Raw genomic sequence first — 20,078 nt, forward strand, 5'->3', positions numbered from 1 at the left:
CGGAGGTTATTGTGTATAAAATATTATTGGTAGATGACGAGATTTTAGTACGTGAAGCGATACGAGATAATATGAATTGGAATGAATTGGGGTTTGAATTAGTTAAAGACTGTGAAAATGGAAAGGATGCGATTTCATATTTGAAAGAGCATCCTGTTGACGTTGTTTTAACAGATATTTGCATGCCTTACGTAGATGGTATGGAGTTGAGCAAGTATCTGTATGAAGAACATCCGGATACGGCAATTATAATTTTTAGCGGATATGATGATTTTGAGTATGCGAAGCGGGCAATTAAGTATCAAGTATCGGAGTATATGTTAAAGCCGGTCACAGGACAAGAGTTGAGAGAAACCTTATTACGGATAAAGGAAAAACTAAATAAGAGTCATCAGTTGACTAAGGTTTATAAAAATTACACGAAAAATGAAGATGTAATTCTATCAAAGATTCTAACCAATTTAATCAAAGGAACGCAGCAGGTGGAAACATGCTTGAGAGAGCTGCTGGAATATGGAATTGAGATTAAGGGCAGTGCTTATCGTGTGGCAGTATTAGATATTGATATCTATTCTGATTTATATGAGGTAGATGAGGAGACCAAAAAAGAAAGTGCCTTGATGGCTTTTGTAACCAACAATATAGCCAAGGAAATTGTGGGTCGTAATAAATCAGGAATTGTGTCTCAAGATACCGATAATAGAAGTTATATCCTTTTTTATACGAATCTCGTAAAAGAGGACAAAAAGGAAGTAAAAAGAATTTCAAAAGAGATTCAAGATAAGGTATGGGAAACCACAGGTCTATCCCTTTCTGTTGGAATCGGCGAATTGGTCTTTTCCTTAAATGAATTGGATACATCTTATGGAAGTGCAATCAATAGCTTAACCTATCGGTACACGAAAGGAAATGGTGTAATTTTTGATTGTGTAGAAAGTGATTTTAAAAAGAATAGCGTAGAGCTGGATGATATTTTAGCTTTGATGCTTACTGAAATCAGAAAAGGAAACAAGGATGCATCCCTCGTTACTTTAGAACAATTAAGGCTATGGATACAGACGAATGATATCAGTAAAAATGAAACAATTGCATATCTTCATCAGGTTCAATGCCGTATATATGAAAGTATATCTGAGATTAATGAATGTTTTGAGCTTCGAGATGATGACATATCAAAAATATCAGGTGCGAGAAATTTGGAAAGTGCGACAGAGGTATTAAAAGAATATATCGTTCACGCTCTTTCAGCTGTTGCCCAGGTAGTTTATTCAAGCAAAGAACGGCAGACGGGGCTTGCTCTGGATTTTATACATTCCAATTATGGGAATCCCAATTTGACACTACAGGAAGTTTGTGATTATTTAAAGATTAGTACGAGCCACTTCAGCACAATTTTCAAGGAGAAAACAGGCAAAACCTTTTTGGAAGTATTGAATGGAGTTCGCATGGAAAAGGCAAAGCAGCTCTTAAGAGAGACCAGTCTCAAAAATTATGAGATTGCGGAGAAAGTAGGATTTAGTGATCCCCATTATTTTAATATTGCCTTTAAAAAACTTACAGGAACAACGCCAAAGAACTATGCCAAGGAGCATTCGGCATGAAAAGAGAAAGCCTTAAAAAAAGTATATTTCGAAAATTCAGAAGCACGCAAAGTACCATGATGGTGTCGTTCTCACTTCTCATGGTGCTTGCCATGCTTATTTTTTTATTTATTGCCTTAAGTCATACGAAAAATGTTGCCTTTGAAAACTCAGTGGAAGCAACCTCCAGCATTACAAAGCAGGTGAATGACAATATTGATTCCTATATTGAGAGCATGGAAAATATAGCTGCCGTTGTTGCGAATGGATCGGAGGTATCAGCATATCTTTTTAGCAATGAAGAAGCAGCGGAAGAGGAGCAACTAAATAAGAACCGAATTGTTTCCCAATTTGAGACCATAAAGAACAGTCGTGATGATATTTCCAATATTGCGGCAGTGGGGAATAATGGTAAATATATTGTTAATGATGGTCAGGATACATTAAGCGACTACGTAAATATAAAAAATCAGCGATGGTATCAGACAACATTGTCTTCAAGAAGTGGTCAAGTCATCTCATCATCTCATGTACAAAATGTTATTCCAAGCAGCTATAAGTGGGTGATTACCTTAAGCAAGGCATTAATCAATAATCAAACAGGAAAAAGAGAAGGTGTCTTTTTTGTGGATTTAAATTATGAATCCATCAGCGATTTATGTAACCGAAACCGCATTGGAAGTAAGGGTTACGTTTTTATACTGGATGAATTGGGAAATGTTGTTTATCACCCCAAGCAGCAACTTATGTATGGAGGATTGAAGACAGAAAATATCGACCAAATAATGAGGAGTGATGCCTCCTATATTATAAATGAGTCTGGAGATGACAGTATTATTTATACGAAGTCAATCTCCGCAAAGACTGGATGGAGTGTGGTAGGAGCTACGTATGCATCAGATTTATTGAAAAATAATACCCAAACACAATTGATTTATTTTTTGGCGATGTTTTTACTTTTGGCAGGAGTACTTATTCTTTCAAGCTTTATTTCCAGAGAGATTACCAAACCAATCCGGGAGTTAAAAGATTCTATGATATTGGTAGAGAGGGGACAATTTGAGCAAGCCAATGTGGAAGTAATTGCCAATAATGAACTGGGGTCACTGACGAAATCCTTTAATATTATGACGGAGCGAATTCAAAATCTGATGGAAGAAAATGTTCATGAGCAAAAGGAAAAGAGAAAGAATGAGCTAAAGGCTCTTCAAGCACAAATCAACCCTCATTTCCTGTATAATACTTTAGATTCTATTATCTGGATGTCAGAGGCTAAGAAAAATGAAGAGGTGGTTTTGATGACGTCAGCCCTTGCCCGCCTATTCCGTCAGGCAATTAGTAATGACAAAGAAGAAGTCAGCATTCGAGAAGAAATTGAATACGTAAAAAATTATTTGACGATTCAAAAAATGCGCTATAAGGATAAAATGGATTTTGAGATTCAAATCGATCCGAGAATAGAAGGGATACCAATTATTAAGTTCGCAGTACAGCCCTTGGTAGAGAACAGTATTTATCACGGCTTGAAGGTGAAAGATACCAAAGGGAATTTACAAATTATAGGTGGAATTGAGGGTGGAAATGCGTATATCGAGATTGAGGATAATGGCGTAGGAATGGAGAAAGAAACACTGGAACATATCTTTGATGATCAGAAAAAGGACTATAAAAGAAACGGTGTAGGAGTGAACAATGTACAGCGTAGACTAAAGCTTTATTACGGTGAGGCTTATGGGATTTCATATGAAAGCAAGGTGGGAATCGGGACAAAGGCAAGGATTTGTGTTCCCATTGAAAGAGAGAAAAGATATGAGTAGAAAAGTTAAAACAAATATAATCGGAATTGGAAGTATTCTTCTTTTTCTCATTGTAATGGGAATATATGCTTTTGGAGAGTATCGACAGGAGAATGAAAGAAATAGAGAGTATCATTTTGTTTTAATCCCCAAAACATTGGACAATCTGAACGGGTTTTGGACTTCCTTAATTGAAGGAGCAAAGCTGGGGGCATCAGAATACAATATTAATCTTTCGGTGTATGGTACTTATTCAGAAGATGATATAAAAGGTCAAATTGAAAAGTTGGAAAATGCGATTCTGGAAGAACCAGATGGGATTATTATTGCGCCAACCAGTACAGAGGAGATTACACCTTCCTTAAAAAAAGCAAAAGAAAAAGGCATTGAAATAGTATTGGTGGATTCTACAATAACAGAAGATATTGGTGTCAGTTTGGTTTCGACAGACAATTATAAGGCAGGGGTTAATATTGGTCAATATGCCAAAAGATTGTTGGATGAAGATTCTCAAATCGGTATGGTAGGACACATCAAAGGGGTATCAACTGCTGTTGAAAGAGAAGCGGGTATGCGAGAAGGCTTGGGGGAATTTGAAGAAAAAATCCGGGAGGTTGTTTTCTGTGATTCCACCTATGAAAAAGCTTACAGCTTAACAATTGAAATGATGGAGAGGTATCCTGAAATTGATTTGATTATGGGATTGAATGAGTATTCTGCAGTAGGTGCTGCCAGGGCAATAAGAGATTTGGGACTGGCAGGACAAGTCAATATGGTAGGCTTCGATAGCTCCATAGAAGAAATACAGTTTTTGGAACAGAATATATTTGATGCAATTATTATTCAAAAACCAGTTAACATGGGATATCTGGCAGTCGAACAAGGAATCAAGGCTTTGCAAGGGAAAAACGTAGAAAGCTATGTGGATTCCGGAAGTGTTTTAATCAATAGAGGAAACATGTATCTAGATGAGAATCAGAGACTTCTTTACCCGGTGTCCGGGCAGGAGTAAAAAGAAAACAGTAGAAAAAGCACTATATCGGGTACTCGAGACGTTGCAGGCACCCGCTATAGTGCTTTTTCTACTATATACATTTAGTCTTAGAGCCCAGAGTGCTTGGCTCCATGTTGGACATGAATCGCCAGGATGCCGCTCCAACTAATGTACACCAACATTTTTCGCAACTATAAGTTGCCATAACACCCTCGGTCAGGTGCCTGCAACGCCTCGAGTGCCTGACCGAGGGTGTTATGGTAATTTACAGAACGAAAAAAGGTTAAAAAACTCCGTAGTGGAATTTTTTAACCTTTTTTTGTAGATATTTCAATTTTATAAAAACTCCAAAAAAATTATACTAAGTCTAGTTTAAAGAATTGGAGGAGTGAAAATTGGAAAAGTTAAAAAACAATGCTTTTATCAAGAAGGTTGGCTTTAACAGACTGGTATTGTTTGTGGTATTGCTGTTGATGTATGGAATATTCGCAATTCTTAGCCCTACGTTTTTGAGCTATAACCGTATCTTAAGTGCTCTTAACTATGCGTACTTTTTAGGGTTTTTAGCGTTAGGAGTTACATTTGTAATTGCAACAGGGGGAATTGATTTCTCCATAGGACCGGTTATGTTTTGTGCGGCGCTTATCAGTGGATATCTACTGACACAGAATGGTCTGCCCCTTATTTTATGTTTATTGATTTCCATTTTAGTGGGAACCTTGTTTGGATGTTTAAACGGATATTTAGTAGCCTATTGGAACTTACCTTCTTTCATAACATCTATGGCGAGTATGATGTTGGCAAAAGGAATTGGTTCCGTATTTACGAAGACACAATCTGTAAGCTGGCCACAGGCGGTACAAGAAAATGGAGAGTTTCGAAAACTTGTAAAGATTATGACAAGTGATGGAACGCAGATTCCTACTGGATTAGTAGTATTAATAATAGCATCTGTTATTTGTGCAGTTATTTTAAATAAAACAAAAGCCGGACGTTATATTTTATGTATTGGAAGTAATAAAGAAGCCGTTCGTTTGTCCGGTGTTAATGTGAAAAAGTGGGAAATGCTTGCATATGTTATCTGTGGAACTTTGGCTGGAATGGCAGCTATCATCTTTGTAGGAGCATATTCAACCGTACAGCCAGGGCTTGGTGATACCTACAATAACGAAGCAATTGCCGGTTGTGTTATGGGTGGAACCGCTATGAGTGGAGGAACTGCTTCTATAGGTGGAACGTTTATCGGCGTATTAATCATTGCACTCCTGCAGGAAGGAATACTTGCAATGGGATTCCAGAAGGACTGGCAGTACGTTATCACAGGTTTGATTGTTTTGGTAGCAGTATACGCAAATGTTCGCAGCCATAAAAGAAAGAATTAAAAGGAAGGTGAAATCATGGGAGAAGTAATTTTGACAATGAAAGGTATTGATAAATCCTTCCCGGGAGTACATGCCCTTGATCATGTAGAGCTTGAAGTGAAAAAAGGGGAAGTACACGCTTTAATGGGCGAAAATGGTGCAGGAAAATCTACCTTAATGAAGGTGTTAACAGGTATTTACAAAAAAGATGAAGGAACGATTACTTACGAGGGAAAAGAAGTCGAATTCACAAATCCAAAAGAGGCACAGGAAGCCGGTGTCATGATTGTACATCAAGAGTTAAACATGCTGAGTCATTTGACAGTTGCTCAAAATATTTTCATCGGACGAGAGAAAATGAGTGGAAAAATCATCAATGATTCTCAGATGAATAAAGCAGCAAGAGAGTTGTTTGATAAGCTCAACATCGACATAGATCCCACGGAGCAAATGGGAAATCTTACGGTAGGAAAGCAGCAAATGTGCGAGATTGCAAAAGCAATTTCCCATGAATCAAAGGTGATTGTATTTGATGAACCAACTGCAGCGCTGACAGAATCCGAGATTGAGGAGTTGTTTAAGATTATTAGAGACTTAAGAGAAAAACAACTGGGTATTGTCTATATTTCTCATCGTATGGATGAAATTAAAGTGATTACCAATCGAGTTACGGTAATGCGTGATGGAGGATATGTGGGCACAATCGATACGGAGACAAGCACAAAAGAAGACATCATCAACATGATGGTTGGCCGGGTTATATATGAAGATCCCAAGACAGCAAGTAATGTTCCGTCAGGTGCTCCAGTGGTATTAGAAGTAAAAGATTTGAATGCAGGTAAGATGGTCAAAAATGTGAGTTTCAAACTACACAAAGGTGAAATTTTAGGGTTTTCAGGATTGATGGGGGCAGGAAGAACCGAAACCGCCAGAGCAATCTTTGGAGCAGATCCAATTGATAGTGGAGAGATTTTTATTAATGGAAAAAAGGTAAATATTAAATCTCCCAGTGATGCGGTTCAAAATGGAATTGGATACTTATCAGAAGACCGGAAGAGATTTGGAATTGCAGTCGAGAAAACGGTTGCAGAAAATTCCACTATGGCTTCTTTGGATCATTTTATGAAAGGTATCTTTATTGATAAGAAAAAAGAAGCGGATGTGGCAAAGAAGTACGTAGAACAGCTAAAGACGAAGACACCATCTGTAGAACAATTGGTTGTAAATCTTTCTGGTGGAAACCAACAGAAGGTTGTTATAGCAAAATGGTTGGTGCGTGACTGTGAAATTCTGATTTTTGACGAGCCAACAAGAGGTATCGACGTTGGAGCGAAAAGTGAAATTTATCATTTAATGAATGAATTGGTAAAAATGGGTAAATCCATTATTATGATTTCCTCTGAAATGACCGAAATACTTAGAATGAGCGATCGTGTAGTGGTAATGTGCGAAGGAAGAAAGACAGGAGAAATGTCAATCGAAGAAGCTTCGCAAGAGACTATTATGCATGCGGCTACAAGAAGAGAAGGGTAGGGGGAGTAAAATGGAAAAGAATGTTAAAAAAGGAAATGCCTTTACAAATAATCCGGTTGTTAAAATGATTGGAACTCAAAAAATTGTTGTCTTAGGTGTGATTATACTCCTTGCGATATTTTTTAGTATATTAAGTCCGGCCTTTCGTCAATACTCTACAGTAGTTAGTATTTTTGATTACTCTTACTATGTGAGTCTTATGGCGATTGGTGTGACATTTGCACTCATTACTGGAGGAGTGGATTTATCAATCGGAACAGGAACAATTGCAGCCGGTCTGGTTGGAGGATACGTTGTAGGCCATTTTGATTTACCAGTGGCAGTGGGAATGCTGGTCTGCATAGCTTTTGGACTGTTTTTGGGGGTTTTCAATGCAATCTCAGTAGCAGTTTTAGGATTACCGCCATTTATTGCAACTCTTGGTTCTATGATGGTTGCAAGAGGATTGGGCTCCATTATGGCAGGTGCAAGTAGTATTACTTGGCCACAGGCGGGAACACCAAACGGTTGGTTTCGAAGTATTTTCAAAATCAATGTGGGTGGAAATATGATTCCTATAGGTTTTATCATTGTTATTGCTATCGTTATTATTATGTCTATTATCTTGAATAAAACAAGACCAGGCCGTTATATTATCGCAATAGGAAGTAACAAAGAAGCAACCAGGTTATCTGGAATTAATGTAGTGAAATGGCACTCACTTGCTTACTTGATTTCAGGATTTTTCACAGGTCTTGCAGCAATTGCTTATGCAGCAACCTTTCAGGCGGTCGTACCTGGAACAGGAGCAGGATTAGAGCTGGATGCAATCGCAGGAGCGATTATTGGCGGAACATCTATGACTGGTGGAGCGGGAACGGTTGGAGGAACTCTTTTGGGAGTATTCGTAATGTCCCTTTTAAAGACAGGGTTACCTTTTATCGGATTACAAGCAAACTGGCAGCAGATTATTACAGGTATTGTATTATTGATTGCAGTGTTTGTTGATATTTTGAAGAACACAAAAAAATAGGATATTAATTTCACTCAAGATGTGAATTAATAAATAAAATTCATCCAAAAAGGGAGGAAGAACGATGAAAAGAAAAGTAATTAGCGCACTTCTATGTGTCGCACTTGTTGGAACAATGTTAGTTGGTTGTGGATCCAAAAAAGCAGATGAATCAAGTAACGGAGGCGATGCAGCAGGGGAAGCTGCAACAGGTGGTGAAAAGATTGAAATCGTTTCAAAAGGATTCCAGCATCAATACTGGCAAGCAGTTAAAAAGGGTGCAGATCAAAAAGCTGAGGAACTTGGAGTAACCATTAACTTTGTAGGTCCAAACTCAGAATCAGATATTGCAGACCAGGTTCAGATGTTCCAAAGTGCAATTAACCAGAAACCTGCAGCTCTAGGACTGGCAGCACTTGATACAGACGCTCTTTTAGATGCTATTTCTCAAGCACAGTCAGCAAACATTCCAATCATTGGATTTGACTCAGGAGTTCCCGGAGCACCAGATGGCGCTATTCTTGCAAATGCTTCTACCGATAACTATGCAGCAGGAGAAATGGCAGCAGAGGAAGGGTATAAAGCAGCACTTGGAGATCGTATTAAAAACGCAGATGGTCCGGTAAGAGTTGGAGTTATGGCTCAGGATGCTACAGCAGAATCTATCATCAATCGTGGACTTGGATTTATTGATAAGTTAGGTGAATTAGTAGAAGCTGACGGAAAAACAATTTCAATTACAGGAAATGAAAAGTATGTTGGTGACTCTGGAATTGAAGATAAGAAGAGTGAAGAAGGCGATGTAATTGTTGAAGTAGTGGTACCTTCTCAGGTAACAAACGAGCTATCAGCAGTTGATTGCCAGACATTGTTAAATAAAAAAGATATCATCTGTATCTATGGTTCAAACCAACATTCAGGTGAAGCTATGATCACAGGAAATGCAAATCTTGACAAATTCGGTGAGGGAGATGACAAGGTTATTGGTATTGCATTTGACTCAGGTGAGAACATTAAGAAAGCAGTGAAAGACAAAGTATTTATCGGTGCAATTACACAAGCACCAGTATCAATGGGAGAGACATTAGTTGATCTTTGTGTAAAGGCAGCAAGAGGAGAATCCGTTTCGGACGTAGATACAGGTTGTCAATGGTATACATCTGACAATATGGATTCAGAAGAAATTTCTCAGAACTTATATGACTAATATCTAAAAAAATGAGGGTTGTCGTAATGACAATCCTCGTTTTACTTTAGATATTGTTTCGGTGTTACGCCTTTATACTTTTTGAAGGTTTTTATAAAATAGCTTAAGTCATTAAATCCAGAGTTGTAGGCAATATCGGTTATAGAATCATCTGTGGTCAATATTTTATAGCATGCCCGTTCTACCCGATAGTAATTCAGATAGTCAATTGGTGTTCGTTTCGTCATATCCTGAAAGAAGCGACAGAAATACTTGGGAGACATATGGACAGTATCTGCAATTTCTTTTAGTGTAATTGAATTTTGATAAGAGGATTCAATGTATTCTAAAGCCACCTTAAGCTGTAGAATCCGTTTTTGAGAGTGGAGGCCTTTATTTTGCACAGGACTAAAGTATTGTTTTGAAAAAATCGTCCCAAAGAACAGATAAAGAGATCCCTCTACAATCATTTGATAACCAGGATTTTTTGAAGCAACGGCATCAAACATGGTCCAGATAATGTTGTGAATATCTTTATAGGATGAGTCAAACACATGGCGTAAGTCCAGGTCGTGGTTATGAATGCTTTTAATCAGCTGCTTAAAAGAGTCATTTCTACTAATCAGCATATTCATATCAAATACAATACACTCATAAACACAGTCAGAAGGGGTGCCTTCGTGGAGCAGACCAGAAGGAACAAACACCACGGAACCCTCCGATACTTCGTAGGTTGTTTCGTCCAGGGTAAGGCGGAAGGTATTTTTGAGAATACGAATAATTTCATATTCCATATGCCAATGCAAAGCCATATGATATTGGGGATGATTGGAAGTGACATGATGGTAATCAACAGGAAAGTCTGTGGTACCCCTTGTCCTTCGTTCCAGATAATTCAAATACTGCATAATATCTCCTCGGGTGAATATCGTTATACTTTTAATCATTATAACACAAGAAAGAGACAAAGGACAATGCTATACTCAAGGAGATAACGATGGTGAAATCTGAATAAGGAGGAAGCTTGTGGCGAAAACAAAAAATCAAGTTTTAGCATTTGATTTTGGGGCATCAAGTGGAAGAGCAATTATTGGCTACTTAGAAGATGACAAAATCAAAATGGAAGAGGTATATCGATTTTCGAATGACCCGGTAATTGTGGGGAAAACGATGTACTGGGACACATTAAGACAATATTATGAAATCAAACAGGGTATGCTCAAAGCAAAGCAAAAAGGCGGATTCAAAAGTCTGGGGATTGATACCTGGGGAGTGGATTTTGGTCTGTTAGATGAGCATGGAGTGCTTTTGGAAAATGCAGTTCATTATCGGGATGATCGAACGATTGGGATGCAGGAAGAGGCTTTTGAGAAGATACCAAAGGAAGAAATTTATCATTTAACAGGAAACCAGTTCGAAAATTTTAATACAGTTTTTCAGCTGTATGCTTTGGTGAAGAAAAGACCATGGCTATTAGAAAGAGCAGAAACCCTTTTGCTTACGCCAGATTTGTTCAACTATTTTTTAACTGGAAAAAAGAAGGCTGAGTATACAATGGCAACTACGACACAATTAATGGATGCAAAGAAAAAGGTTTGGTCGGAGGAAATCCTATCTGCACTTCAAATTCCACAGCATATTTTAGCAGATATTGTTCCAAGTGGAACAGAAATTGGAGAGATATCTGATGACATATGTGAGGAGCTGGGATTAGAGAAGGCGAAAGTAGTCTCAGTTGCAAGCCACGATACACAAAGTGCAGTGGTAGCAGTACCAACCCAGAAAGAGGATTTTCTATTTATCAGTTGCGGCACATGGAGCTTGTTTGGAACAGAATTAGAAGAACCAATTATAAATGAAGACTCCTTAAAATACAATGTCAGTAATGAAGGTGGATATGGGGAAACGACCACCTTGCTTAAAAATATTATTGGCCTTTGGCTTGTGCAGGAAAGCAGAAGACAATGGATGCGGGAAGGCGTTGAATATGGATTCGGAGAGCTGGAAGAGATGGCGGCTAAGGTGAAGCCCTTTGAAAGCTTTATTGATCCAGATGCACCAGAGTTTAATTCCACAGGAAATATTCCAAAAAGAATTCAACAATTTTGTGCCCGTACCGGTCAGAAGATTCCAGAGACGGTAGGAGACGTGGTATGTTGCATTAATCAGAGTCTGGCCCTGAAATATCGTTATACTTTGGAACAGATAGAGGCTTGTACAAAGAAGAAGTATCCGGAAATCCACATGATTGGAGGAGGGATACAAAGTGCCCTTTTGTGTCAGATGACAGCAAGTGCGAATAACAAAAAAGTGATTGCAGGACCAATTGAGGCTACAGCGCTAGGAAATATTGCAGTTCAATTGATGGCATTAGGTGAGATTGAGAATCTAAAAAGAGCAAGAGAAATCATCCGTAACTCTGAGAATACAAAAGAATATACTCCCCAAAATACAAAACAGTGGGAAGAAGCATATTGTAAATTCAAAGAAATCATCATTCATAATTAAGGAGGAAGTAAAAAATGGCAAAATCAAGACTTGTTGGAGATTATCCAGTAATAGGAATCAGACCAACTATCGACGCAAGAAGAGGAGCACTTAAGGTAAGAGAAGGTTTAGAAGAACAAACCATGAACATGGCGAAATCGGTAAAAGCACTGTACGAGGAGACATTAAAATATTCAAACGGTGAACCAGTAAAGGTTGTGATTGCAGATACGACCATTGGCCGTGTGGGAGAAACAGCAGCTTGTGCGGATAAATTTAGAAAAGAAGGTGTAGACATTACCGTCACCGTTACACCTTGTTGGTGCTATGGCTCTGAGACAATGGATGCAGACCCTCTTACAATTAAGGCGGTTTGGGGATTCAATGGAACAGAAAGACCTGGAGCAGTATATCTTGCTTCTGTACTTGCAACCCATGCACAAAAGGGTCTTCCAGCTTTCGGAATTTATGGACATGATGTTCAGGAAGCAGATGATACCGCGATTCCAGAGGACGTAAAAGAAAAGCTTCTTCGCTTCGGTCGTGCGTCAGTAGCAGCAGCAACAATGCGTGGTAAATCTTATCTTCAAATTGGTTCTATATGTATGGGAATCGGAGGATCAATCATTGATCCTGCATTTATTGAAGAGTATTTAGGAATGCGTGTGGAGTCCGTGGATGAGGTGGAAATTATTCGCCGTATGACAGAAGGAATCTACAATGAGGAAGAATTCCAAAAAGCACTTAAGTGGACAAAGGAAAAATGTATAGAGGGATTTGATAAGAATCCGGAAGAATTACAAAGAACCAGAGAGCAAAAAGATGAGGACTGGGAATTTGTTGTAAAGATGATGTGTATCATCAAAGATTTAATGAATGGCAATCAGGATTTACCAGAGGGCTGTGAAGAAGAAATGGTTGGACACAATGCTCTTGCAGCAGGTTTCCAGGGACAAAGACAATGGACAGATTTCTATCCAAACTGTGATTATCCAGAAGCCCTTCTTAACACATCCTTTGACTGGACAGGAGCAAGAGAGCCATATATCCTTGCAACAGAAAATGACGTATTAAACGGTCTTGGAATGATGTTTGGAAAGCTGTTGACCAATTCAGCACAGATATTTGCAGATGTGCGTACTTATTGGAGCCCTGAAGCAGTAAAGAAAGCAACAGGCTATGAATTGGAAGGAAAAGCAAAAGAAGCAGATGGAATGATTCACTTAATCAACTCTGGAGCAGCTTGCTTAGATGCAAATGGTCAGGCTAAGGACGCAGATGGAAACAATGTGATTAAACCATGGTATGATGTGACACCAGAGGATCAGGAAGCAATCTTGAAAGCCACCACATGGAATCCGGCAGACAATGGGTATTTCAGAGGTGCAGGATATTCTTCAAGATTTGTTACAGAAGCAGAAATGCCTGTAACAATGATTCGCTTGAATCTTGTAAAGGGACTTGGACCTGTGGTACAGATTGCAGAAGGATGGACCGTAAAGCTTCCAGATGAAGTAACAGATACGCTTTGGAAACGCACAGACTATACATGGCCTTGTACATGGTTTGCCCCAAGAGTAACAGGAAAAGGATATTTTAAGACTGCATATGATGTAATGAATAACTGGGGTGCAAATCACGGAGCAATCAGCTATGGACACATTGGAGCAGATTTAATTACTCTTTGTTCAATGCTTCGTATTCCTGTAAATATGCATAATGTAGATGAAGATACAATCTTTAGACCATCAGCATGGAATGCATTTGGATCTGATAAAGAAGGACAGGATTATAGAGCTTGCCAGGCATACGGACCATTATATAAGACAATTCGCTAAGGAGGAAAAGGAAAAATGTTAAAAGGAATACCACAGATTATTTCTCCCGAGCTTTTAAAGGTTCTTTGTGAAATGGGACACAGTGATCGTCTGGTAATTGCAGATGGAAATTTCCCGGCAGAAAGCATGGGGAAAGATGGGATTGTAATCCGTTGTGATGGACATGGAGTACCGGAAATCTTAGATGCAATCTTAAAGGTTTTTCCGTTAGACACCTATGTAGAGCATCCTGTCAGCTTAATGGAAGTTATGAAGGGTGACACAGTAGAAACTCCAATCTGGGATGAATATAAAGATATTGTTGCAAAACATGATGACAGAGGAGACTCTTGCATTGGCAATATCGAAAGATTTAAATTCTATGATGAATCAAAAACAGCTTATGCAATTATTGCAACAAGTGAAAAAGCACTCTATGCAAATATTATGCTTCAAAAAGGTGTAGTGGTAGAGTAGATATAATATAGCCTAGGAGATAAAGTCGGTGTTTGTAAACTTCCGATATATAGCCTAGGCTATTATTAAACACATAAAATGTATCAATTAATACAAAGTATTGACTGAAATTAAAAAAAGATATAAATGTGATTCTGGATAAAATAAAAATTAATGAAAAATTAAGTTTGAAATAATTGTGTTAATAGTCGATATAATATACTCTATACATAAGAATTTTACGGTCAAAAGAGAAGAGAAAGGATTATAGCATGAAGATAATAAGCAATATATTTAGAATAGTAATCTGTTTTACTTTGTATATGATATATGTATTTTTCGTGGAATGCTTTTTGGGTATTGGAACAAAAGACCGGTGGGAAAGTTTTAAAAAGAGGATGAAGAAGGATTAACATAGACCATGTTTTATATTGACAGCAGAGAAAGAAAAGAGTATGATATAATCAAAACCGAAACGTTTCGGTTAAATCAAAAATGGAGGATGAACATATGTCATTAGTAACATCAAAAGAAATGCTTTTAGAAGCGCAAAAGGGCGGGTACGCAGTAGGTGCTTTTAATGTAGAAAACATGGAAATGGTCTTGGCAGTCATTGAAGCGGCAGAAGAAAATAACGCACCGGTTATGCTTCAAACTACACCATCCACAGTAAAATACGCATCCTTAGAAATGTATTCCGCAATGGTAGCTGCAAGAGCAAAGAGTGCAAGTGTCCCGGTATGTATCCACTTAGACCATGGAACAGACTATAATCTTGCAATTGGAGCAATGGATGCAGGATATACTTCAGTAATGATTGATGGCTCCCATGATTCTTTTGAAGAAAATATTAAAAAGACAAAGGCAGTTGTTGATGTTGCAAAGGCAAAAGGAATTCCCGTTGAGGCAGAATTGGGAAAAGTAGGTGGCAAAGAGGATGATTTGGTATCAGATGGAAATGCCAACACAGATCCTATGGAGGCAAAAGAGTTTGTAGAGAGAACGGGTGTCGATTCTCTTGCAATCGGAATTGGTACAGCTCATGGTTTCTATGTGGGAGAGCCAGTACTTGACAAGGAGCTTGTATCCAAGGTAAAAGAGGTAGTCTCCATCCCTCTCGTTCTTCATGGTGCATCCGGTTTAAGTGACGAAGACGTAAGGGAATGTGTACAACGGGGAATGTGTAAGGTGAATTTTGCAACAGAGCTTCGGGTAGCATACACAGATGCAATGAAAAAATTGGCAAAAGAAAAACCGGAAACCTTTGATCCAAAGAAATATGGAACAGTAAGCATGGCAGCAGTAAAAGAACAGGTAACAAACCGCATGAAGGTTTGCGGATGCATAGGGAAAGCAAAGTAATGGCTGCGACAATGAAAGATCTGGCGAGGGAGACGGGTCTTGGGCTGGCCACAATATCCTCTTATTTCAATGGGGGAAATGTAAGAGAGAAGAATAAAGAGAAAATAGAGACTGCTATCAAGAAGTTAAACTTTGAAATCAATGAGGTAGCAAGAGGATTAAAGACGAATCATACGAAGTTGATAGGAGTTGTCATTCCGGAGCTGGATATGATATTTTGTGCCCAGATTATTACAGAAGTAGAAGATATCCTGAGAAACTATGGTTATGCTACGATTGTATGTGACTGCCGTTCCGATGAAAAGCGTGAAGAGGAAGCATTGGACTTTCATTTTCATAGAAGAGTGGATGGTTTAATTATTATGCCGACATCCACAAACGGCAAAGGGCTTAAACGATTTCTGGAGCATAATAAGCCAGTCGTTGTAATCGACCGAAAAATAGATGGAGTCGATTGTGACTGCGTCCTGGTGGATAATGAAAAGGCTGTAAAAGATGGGATTGCAAGGCTGATAGAGGAAAAGCACGAGAAAATTGGATTGATTGCAGGTCCATCTGATATTTATACATCAAAAGAGCGAATAAAAGGGTATCACAAAGCACTAAAAGAGAGAGGATTGCAAGTAGACAAATCCCTGATTTCCTGTGGAGATTTTACGATTTCAGGAGGTGCAAAGGCTATGGCAAGACTCTTGGATACGAGACCAGATATGACAGCAGTCTTTGTATCAAACTATGAAATGACCTTGGGAGCTATGATTGAATTAAATGAAAGAGGAGTCAAGATTCCACAGGAACTTTCATTTATAGGGTATGACAATAAAGAGTTTGCTTATGCAAGTAATCCACAGTTATCTATTGTTGCACAGCCAACAAAAGAAATGGGAAAGGCTGTAGCACAATTAATACTGAAACGACTGCAAGGTGATGGCAACGGGAAGAGAAAGATATGGAAGCTGGAAACGGAGTTTATTGAAGGGAAGTCAATTTAAATGGAGTCAAGGAAAAAGTATTTATTGGGCATTGATCTTGGAACCAGTGCATGTAAGGTGGCGATATTTGATAAGTCAGGTGAGGTGGTTGAAAGCGGAGCCGGAGATTACCCTGTTTACTATCCAAAGGAAGGATGGGCAGAGCAAAACCCTGATGAATGGTGGGAGGCCATTTGCCACTCGACGAAGGAGTTGTTCAAAAAGTGCAATATCTCCCCAGAGGAAATTGCAGGAATTGGGGTGGATGGGCAAAGCTGGTCTGCTATTCCAATCGACAAAAGTGGGCAAGTACTTTGTAACACTCCAATCTGGATGGATACCAGGGCGGATGAAATATGCCAGAAAGTAAAAGAAAGAATATCTGAGAAAGAAATGTTTCAGCTCTGTGGAAATCCCTTTAAGCCATCCTACACAACTCCTAAAATTCTCTGGTATGAGCAAGAGCAGCCAGAGATTTACAAAAAAATTGATAAGATTTTGCAGTCCAATAGTTTTGTTGTGTTTAAGCTAACAGATTGTTATTCTCAAGATTTGTCACAGGGGTATGGCTTACACTGTTTCAATATGCGCACAGGAGAATGGGACGAAAAAATGGCTGAAAAGTTGGGCATTCCCATGTCTTTCCTGCCAAGGATATACCAATGTCATGAGATTGTAGGAAAGGTAACAAAAAAAGCGGCCAGGGAAACAGGATTGGCAGAGGGTACACCAGTTGTGGCAGGGGGATTGGATGCTTGTTGTGGAACTCTTGGAGCAGGAGTGATTCATCCTGGTGAAACCCAGGAACAAGGTGGACAGGCTGGTGGAATGAGTATATGTATGGATGAGTACCATTCTGATCTCCGTTTGATTTTAGGATTTCACGTGATCCCGGATAAATGGCTTTTGCAAGGCGGAACTACTGGTGGTGGTGGTGTTATGCGCTGGCTCCATCGTGAATTCGGTGCGTATGAAGATTCCAGGAAGAAAGAACTGGGAAAAAGCGCGTTGGTTCAATTTAATGATCTGGCAGAAGTGGTACCTCCCGGAAGCGAGGGGCTCGTATTTCTTCCCTACATGGCAGGAGAGCGTTCGCCGATATGGGATCCAAAGTCAAAGGGAGTCTATTACGGATTAGATTTTTCAAAGACAAAAGGACATCTGATCAGAGCTTCCATGGAAGGGGTGGCATTTTCCCTTCGCCATAACCTTGAAGTGGCAAAAGAGGCTGGAGTAGAAGTGCAGGTAATGAAGGCAATAGGTGGATCTGCGAACTCACTTTTATGGACGCAAATCAAGTCGGATATTACAGGGAAACCGATTGTGGTTCCTTCTTCTGATGCAGCGACGACATTAGGAGCCTGTATTTTAGCAGGAGTTGGAGTTGGGCTGTATAAAGATTTTGAAGAGGCGGTTTCACTTACAGTGAAAGAAACGAGAAGCCATGAACCGAACGAAAGAAACAAAGAAATATATGAAAGAAACTATAATAAGTATATAGAAATATATAAAAATCTAAAAACAGTGATGGATGATTAGGAGGTATCATACATGAAAGCGGCAGTAGTTGTAGCAAATGAAGATGTAAAATATATGGAAGTTGAAGAACCAAGTGCAGGTCCAGGAGAAGTGAAAGTAAAAGTTAAAATGTCTGGAATCTGTGGATCAGATATTCCAAGAGTTCTTCATAACGGTGTACATTTTTATCCCATCGTACTGGGACATGAGTTCTCAGGAGATGTAGTAGAAGTTGGAGAAGGTGTTACAAAGACAAAAGTCGGAGATCGGGTATCAGGAGCGCCGCTCGTTCCTTGTATGAAATGCGAGGATTGTCAGAAGGGAAACTACTCTCTGTGTAAGAACTACACGTTTATTGGGTCAAGGGTACAAGGAAGTAATGCAGACTACGTTGTGATTCCGGAGGCAAATGCAGTTGTTTTTGACGCTTCTATTCCTTACGAACAAGGGGCGATGTTTGAACCTTCTACCGTTGCACTTCACGGAGTTACCTGTAATGACTATCAAGGAGGAGAATACGTTGCAGTTTTGGGTGGTGGAACCATCGGAATGTTTACCATGCAATGGGCAAAAATCTTTGGCTCTAAAAAAGTGGTAGTCTTTGATATCAGTGATGAAAGGCTGGAGCTTGCCAAACGATTAGGTGCAGATGCAGTCATTAATACATCAAAAGAAAACTATATGGAGGAGGCTCTTGCACTGACGGAAGGAAAAGGATACGGATATGTCTTTGAAACAGCAGGACAGCCGGCAACGATGCATATAGCTTTTGAAATCGCCGGCAATAAGTCTTACGTATGTTTTATTGGTACACCCCATGTAGACTTAAGCTTTACCCCCCAAATGTGGGAAAATATGAATCGAAAAGAATTTAAGCTAACGGGATCATGGATGAGCTACTCGGCTCCATTTCCAGGGAAAGAGTGGGAGTTGACTGCCCATTACTTTAAAACAGGACAGTTAAAGTTTGATCCGGGATTTATCTATAAAAAAATACCTATGAGTCAAGCCCACGAGGCATTTCAGATGTTTAAAACTCCTGGATTGGTTCAAGGAAAAATATTGTTATATAATGAATAGGAGAATTCCAGATGATAGTAACAGTTACACTGAATGCGGCCATAGATAAGAGATATGTGGTAGAGGAGTTTAAAGAAGGAGAAGTAAACCGGGTAATAGAGTGCGAATATACTCCAGGAGGAAAGGGACTTAATGTATCGAAGTCTTTGAAGATACTGGGAACGGAGGTATGGGCAACTGGATTTGTCGGCGGCTTTGCCGGACAGTATATTGTGTCAGAGGTGGAAAAGCTGGGTATTACCAGTAAGTTTTTTTCTCTGAAGGGAGAAAGCAGATCCTGTATCAATATTTGGGATGAAGGAAAGAAGATGCAAACGGAGTTTTTGGAACCGGGAGTAGAAATTTCAAAGAGAGAGCAGGAGGACTTTCTAAAGGCGTTTACAGAAACAATTCGGGAAACGAATATCGTAACCATATCCGGGAGTGTACCCAAAGGAGTAGCAGCCGACTTTTATAATCAAATGATTGGGATTGCGAAGGAGATGAATAAAAAGGTTATCTTAGATACCAGTAGTCCTTTACTGGACGAAGGAATTAAGGCGCAGCCGACGATGATTAAACCGAACATTGACGAAATCCGGGCACTGACAGGAAAAAAATGCGACTGTATTGATGAGATCATTGAAGCGGCATGTGATTTGCAACAAAGAGGGATTGAAGTGGTGGTTGTATCCCTCGGCAGTGAAGGTTCTTTAATGGCTTGCAAAGAGGGGGGCTATCAGGCGATTGTACCAAAGATAGATGCTGTCAACACGGTAGGGTGCGGAGATGCGATGATTGCAGGCTTTGCATATTCCTTTGATAAGGGATGGGACTACGAGGAGGCATTAAAAATGGCCAGTTCGGTTTCTACGGCCTCGGCTATGCACGAGAAAACAGGATTTTTCCATCTCCAGGATCAAAAAAAGATTTACAGAGAAGTAAAAGTTGTAAAAAGAAAATAAAG

The 20,078-nt window shown here is 39.3% G+C and carries 16 protein-coding genes; 15 read left to right on the top strand and 1 reads right to left on the bottom strand.

Annotated elements, in window-relative coordinates:
• Positions 1-11: 11 nt before the first annotated feature.
• The 7 genes from NHH15_RS05620 (at position 12) to NHH15_RS05650 (ending at position 9,462) form a co-directional block, all read left to right on the top strand.
• Complete coding sequence (locus NHH15_RS05620; protein WP_262065681.1) at positions 12-1,601, top strand: response regulator; 1,590 nt, start codon at positions 12-14, stop codon at positions 1,599-1,601.
• The gene (locus tag NHH15_RS05625) at positions 1,598-3,397 is read left to right on the top strand and encodes a sensor histidine kinase (RefSeq protein ID WP_262065682.1); all 1,800 of its coding nucleotides are present in this window, start codon (positions 1,598-1,600) and stop codon (positions 3,395-3,397) included. The genes NHH15_RS05620 and NHH15_RS05625 overlap by 4 nt, the downstream gene beginning before the upstream one ends.
• Positions 3,390-4,388, top strand: coding sequence for a substrate-binding domain-containing protein (locus NHH15_RS05630; RefSeq protein WP_262065683.1), 999 nt, complete (start codon positions 3,390-3,392; stop codon positions 4,386-4,388). Before NHH15_RS05625 ends, NHH15_RS05630 begins: the two co-directional genes overlap by 8 nt.
• 377 nt (positions 4,389-4,765) lie before the next feature.
• Positions 4,766-5,752 carry an ABC transporter permease gene (locus NHH15_RS05635; protein ID WP_262065684.1) on the top strand — a complete coding sequence of 329 codons (987 nt, stop codon included), beginning with the start codon at positions 4,766-4,768 and terminating at the stop codon, positions 5,750-5,752.
• Positions 5,753-5,767: 15 nt separating this feature from the next.
• Positions 5,768-7,264 (top strand): sugar ABC transporter ATP-binding protein, encoded by a 1,497-nt coding sequence (locus NHH15_RS05640; protein ID WP_262065685.1) that lies wholly within the window; start codon positions 5,768-5,770, stop codon positions 7,262-7,264.
• A 10-nt stretch (positions 7,265-7,274) separates the two neighbouring features.
• Positions 7,275-8,276, top strand: a complete 1,002-nt coding sequence (locus NHH15_RS05645) for an ABC transporter permease (RefSeq protein ID WP_262065686.1) — start codon at positions 7,275-7,277, stop codon at positions 8,274-8,276.
• Positions 8,277-8,391: 115 nt separating this feature from the next.
• A complete protein-coding gene (locus tag NHH15_RS05650) occupies positions 8,392-9,462 on the top strand; it encodes a substrate-binding domain-containing protein (protein ID WP_416386575.1) in 1,071 nt (356 codons plus the stop codon).
• Positions 9,463-9,503: 41 nt separating this feature from the next.
• Here NHH15_RS05650 and NHH15_RS05655 read toward each other — a convergent pair whose 3' ends face one another.
• Positions 9,504-10,349, bottom strand: coding sequence for an AraC family transcriptional regulator (locus NHH15_RS05655; protein ID WP_262065688.1), 846 nt, complete (start codon positions 10,347-10,349; stop codon positions 9,504-9,506).
• 118 nt (positions 10,350-10,467) lie between these two features.
• Between NHH15_RS05655 and NHH15_RS05660 the strand changes: the two genes are divergently transcribed.
• The 8 genes from NHH15_RS05660 (at position 10,468) to pfkB (ending at position 20,076) form a co-directional block, all read left to right on the top strand.
• A complete protein-coding gene (locus tag NHH15_RS05660) occupies positions 10,468-11,949 on the top strand; it encodes a rhamnulokinase (RefSeq protein ID WP_262065689.1) in 1,482 nt (493 codons plus the stop codon).
• A 14-nt stretch (positions 11,950-11,963) separates the two neighbouring features.
• Positions 11,964-13,766 (top strand): L-fucose isomerase, encoded by a 1,803-nt coding sequence (locus NHH15_RS05665; RefSeq protein WP_262065690.1) that lies wholly within the window; start codon positions 11,964-11,966, stop codon positions 13,764-13,766.
• Between the two features lie 15 nt (positions 13,767-13,781).
• Positions 13,782-14,222: an RbsD/FucU family protein gene (locus NHH15_RS05670; RefSeq protein ID WP_262065691.1), complete on the top strand. Its 441-nt coding sequence runs from the start codon at positions 13,782-13,784 to the stop codon at positions 14,220-14,222.
• Between the two features lie 489 nt (positions 14,223-14,711).
• Positions 14,712-15,563 carry a class II fructose-1,6-bisphosphate aldolase gene (gene fba / locus NHH15_RS05675; protein ID WP_262065692.1) on the top strand — a complete coding sequence of 284 codons (852 nt, stop codon included), beginning with the start codon at positions 14,712-14,714 and terminating at the stop codon, positions 15,561-15,563.
• The gene (locus NHH15_RS05680; protein WP_262065693.1) at positions 15,563-16,555 is read left to right on the top strand and encodes a LacI family DNA-binding transcriptional regulator; all 993 of its coding nucleotides are present in this window, start codon (positions 15,563-15,565) and stop codon (positions 16,553-16,555) included. Before fba ends, NHH15_RS05680 begins: the two co-directional genes overlap by 1 nt.
• The gene (gene xylB, locus NHH15_RS05685; RefSeq protein ID WP_262065694.1) at positions 16,556-18,073 is read left to right on the top strand and encodes a xylulokinase; all 1,518 of its coding nucleotides are present in this window, start codon (positions 16,556-16,558) and stop codon (positions 18,071-18,073) included.
• A gap of 12 nt (positions 18,074-18,085) precedes the next feature.
• Positions 18,086-19,132, top strand: a complete 1,047-nt coding sequence (locus tag NHH15_RS05690) for a galactitol-1-phosphate 5-dehydrogenase (protein WP_262065695.1) — start codon at positions 18,086-18,088, stop codon at positions 19,130-19,132.
• Between the two features lie 11 nt (positions 19,133-19,143).
• Positions 19,144-20,076 (top strand): 1-phosphofructokinase, encoded by a 933-nt coding sequence (gene pfkB / locus NHH15_RS05695; protein ID WP_262065696.1) that lies wholly within the window; start codon positions 19,144-19,146, stop codon positions 20,074-20,076.
• Positions 20,077-20,078: the final 2 nt, after the last annotated feature.

The sequence above is a fragment of the Aequitasia blattaphilus genome (assembly GCF_024721305.1).
GTDB lineage: Bacteria > Bacillota > Clostridia > Lachnospirales > Lachnospiraceae > Aequitasia > Aequitasia blattaphila.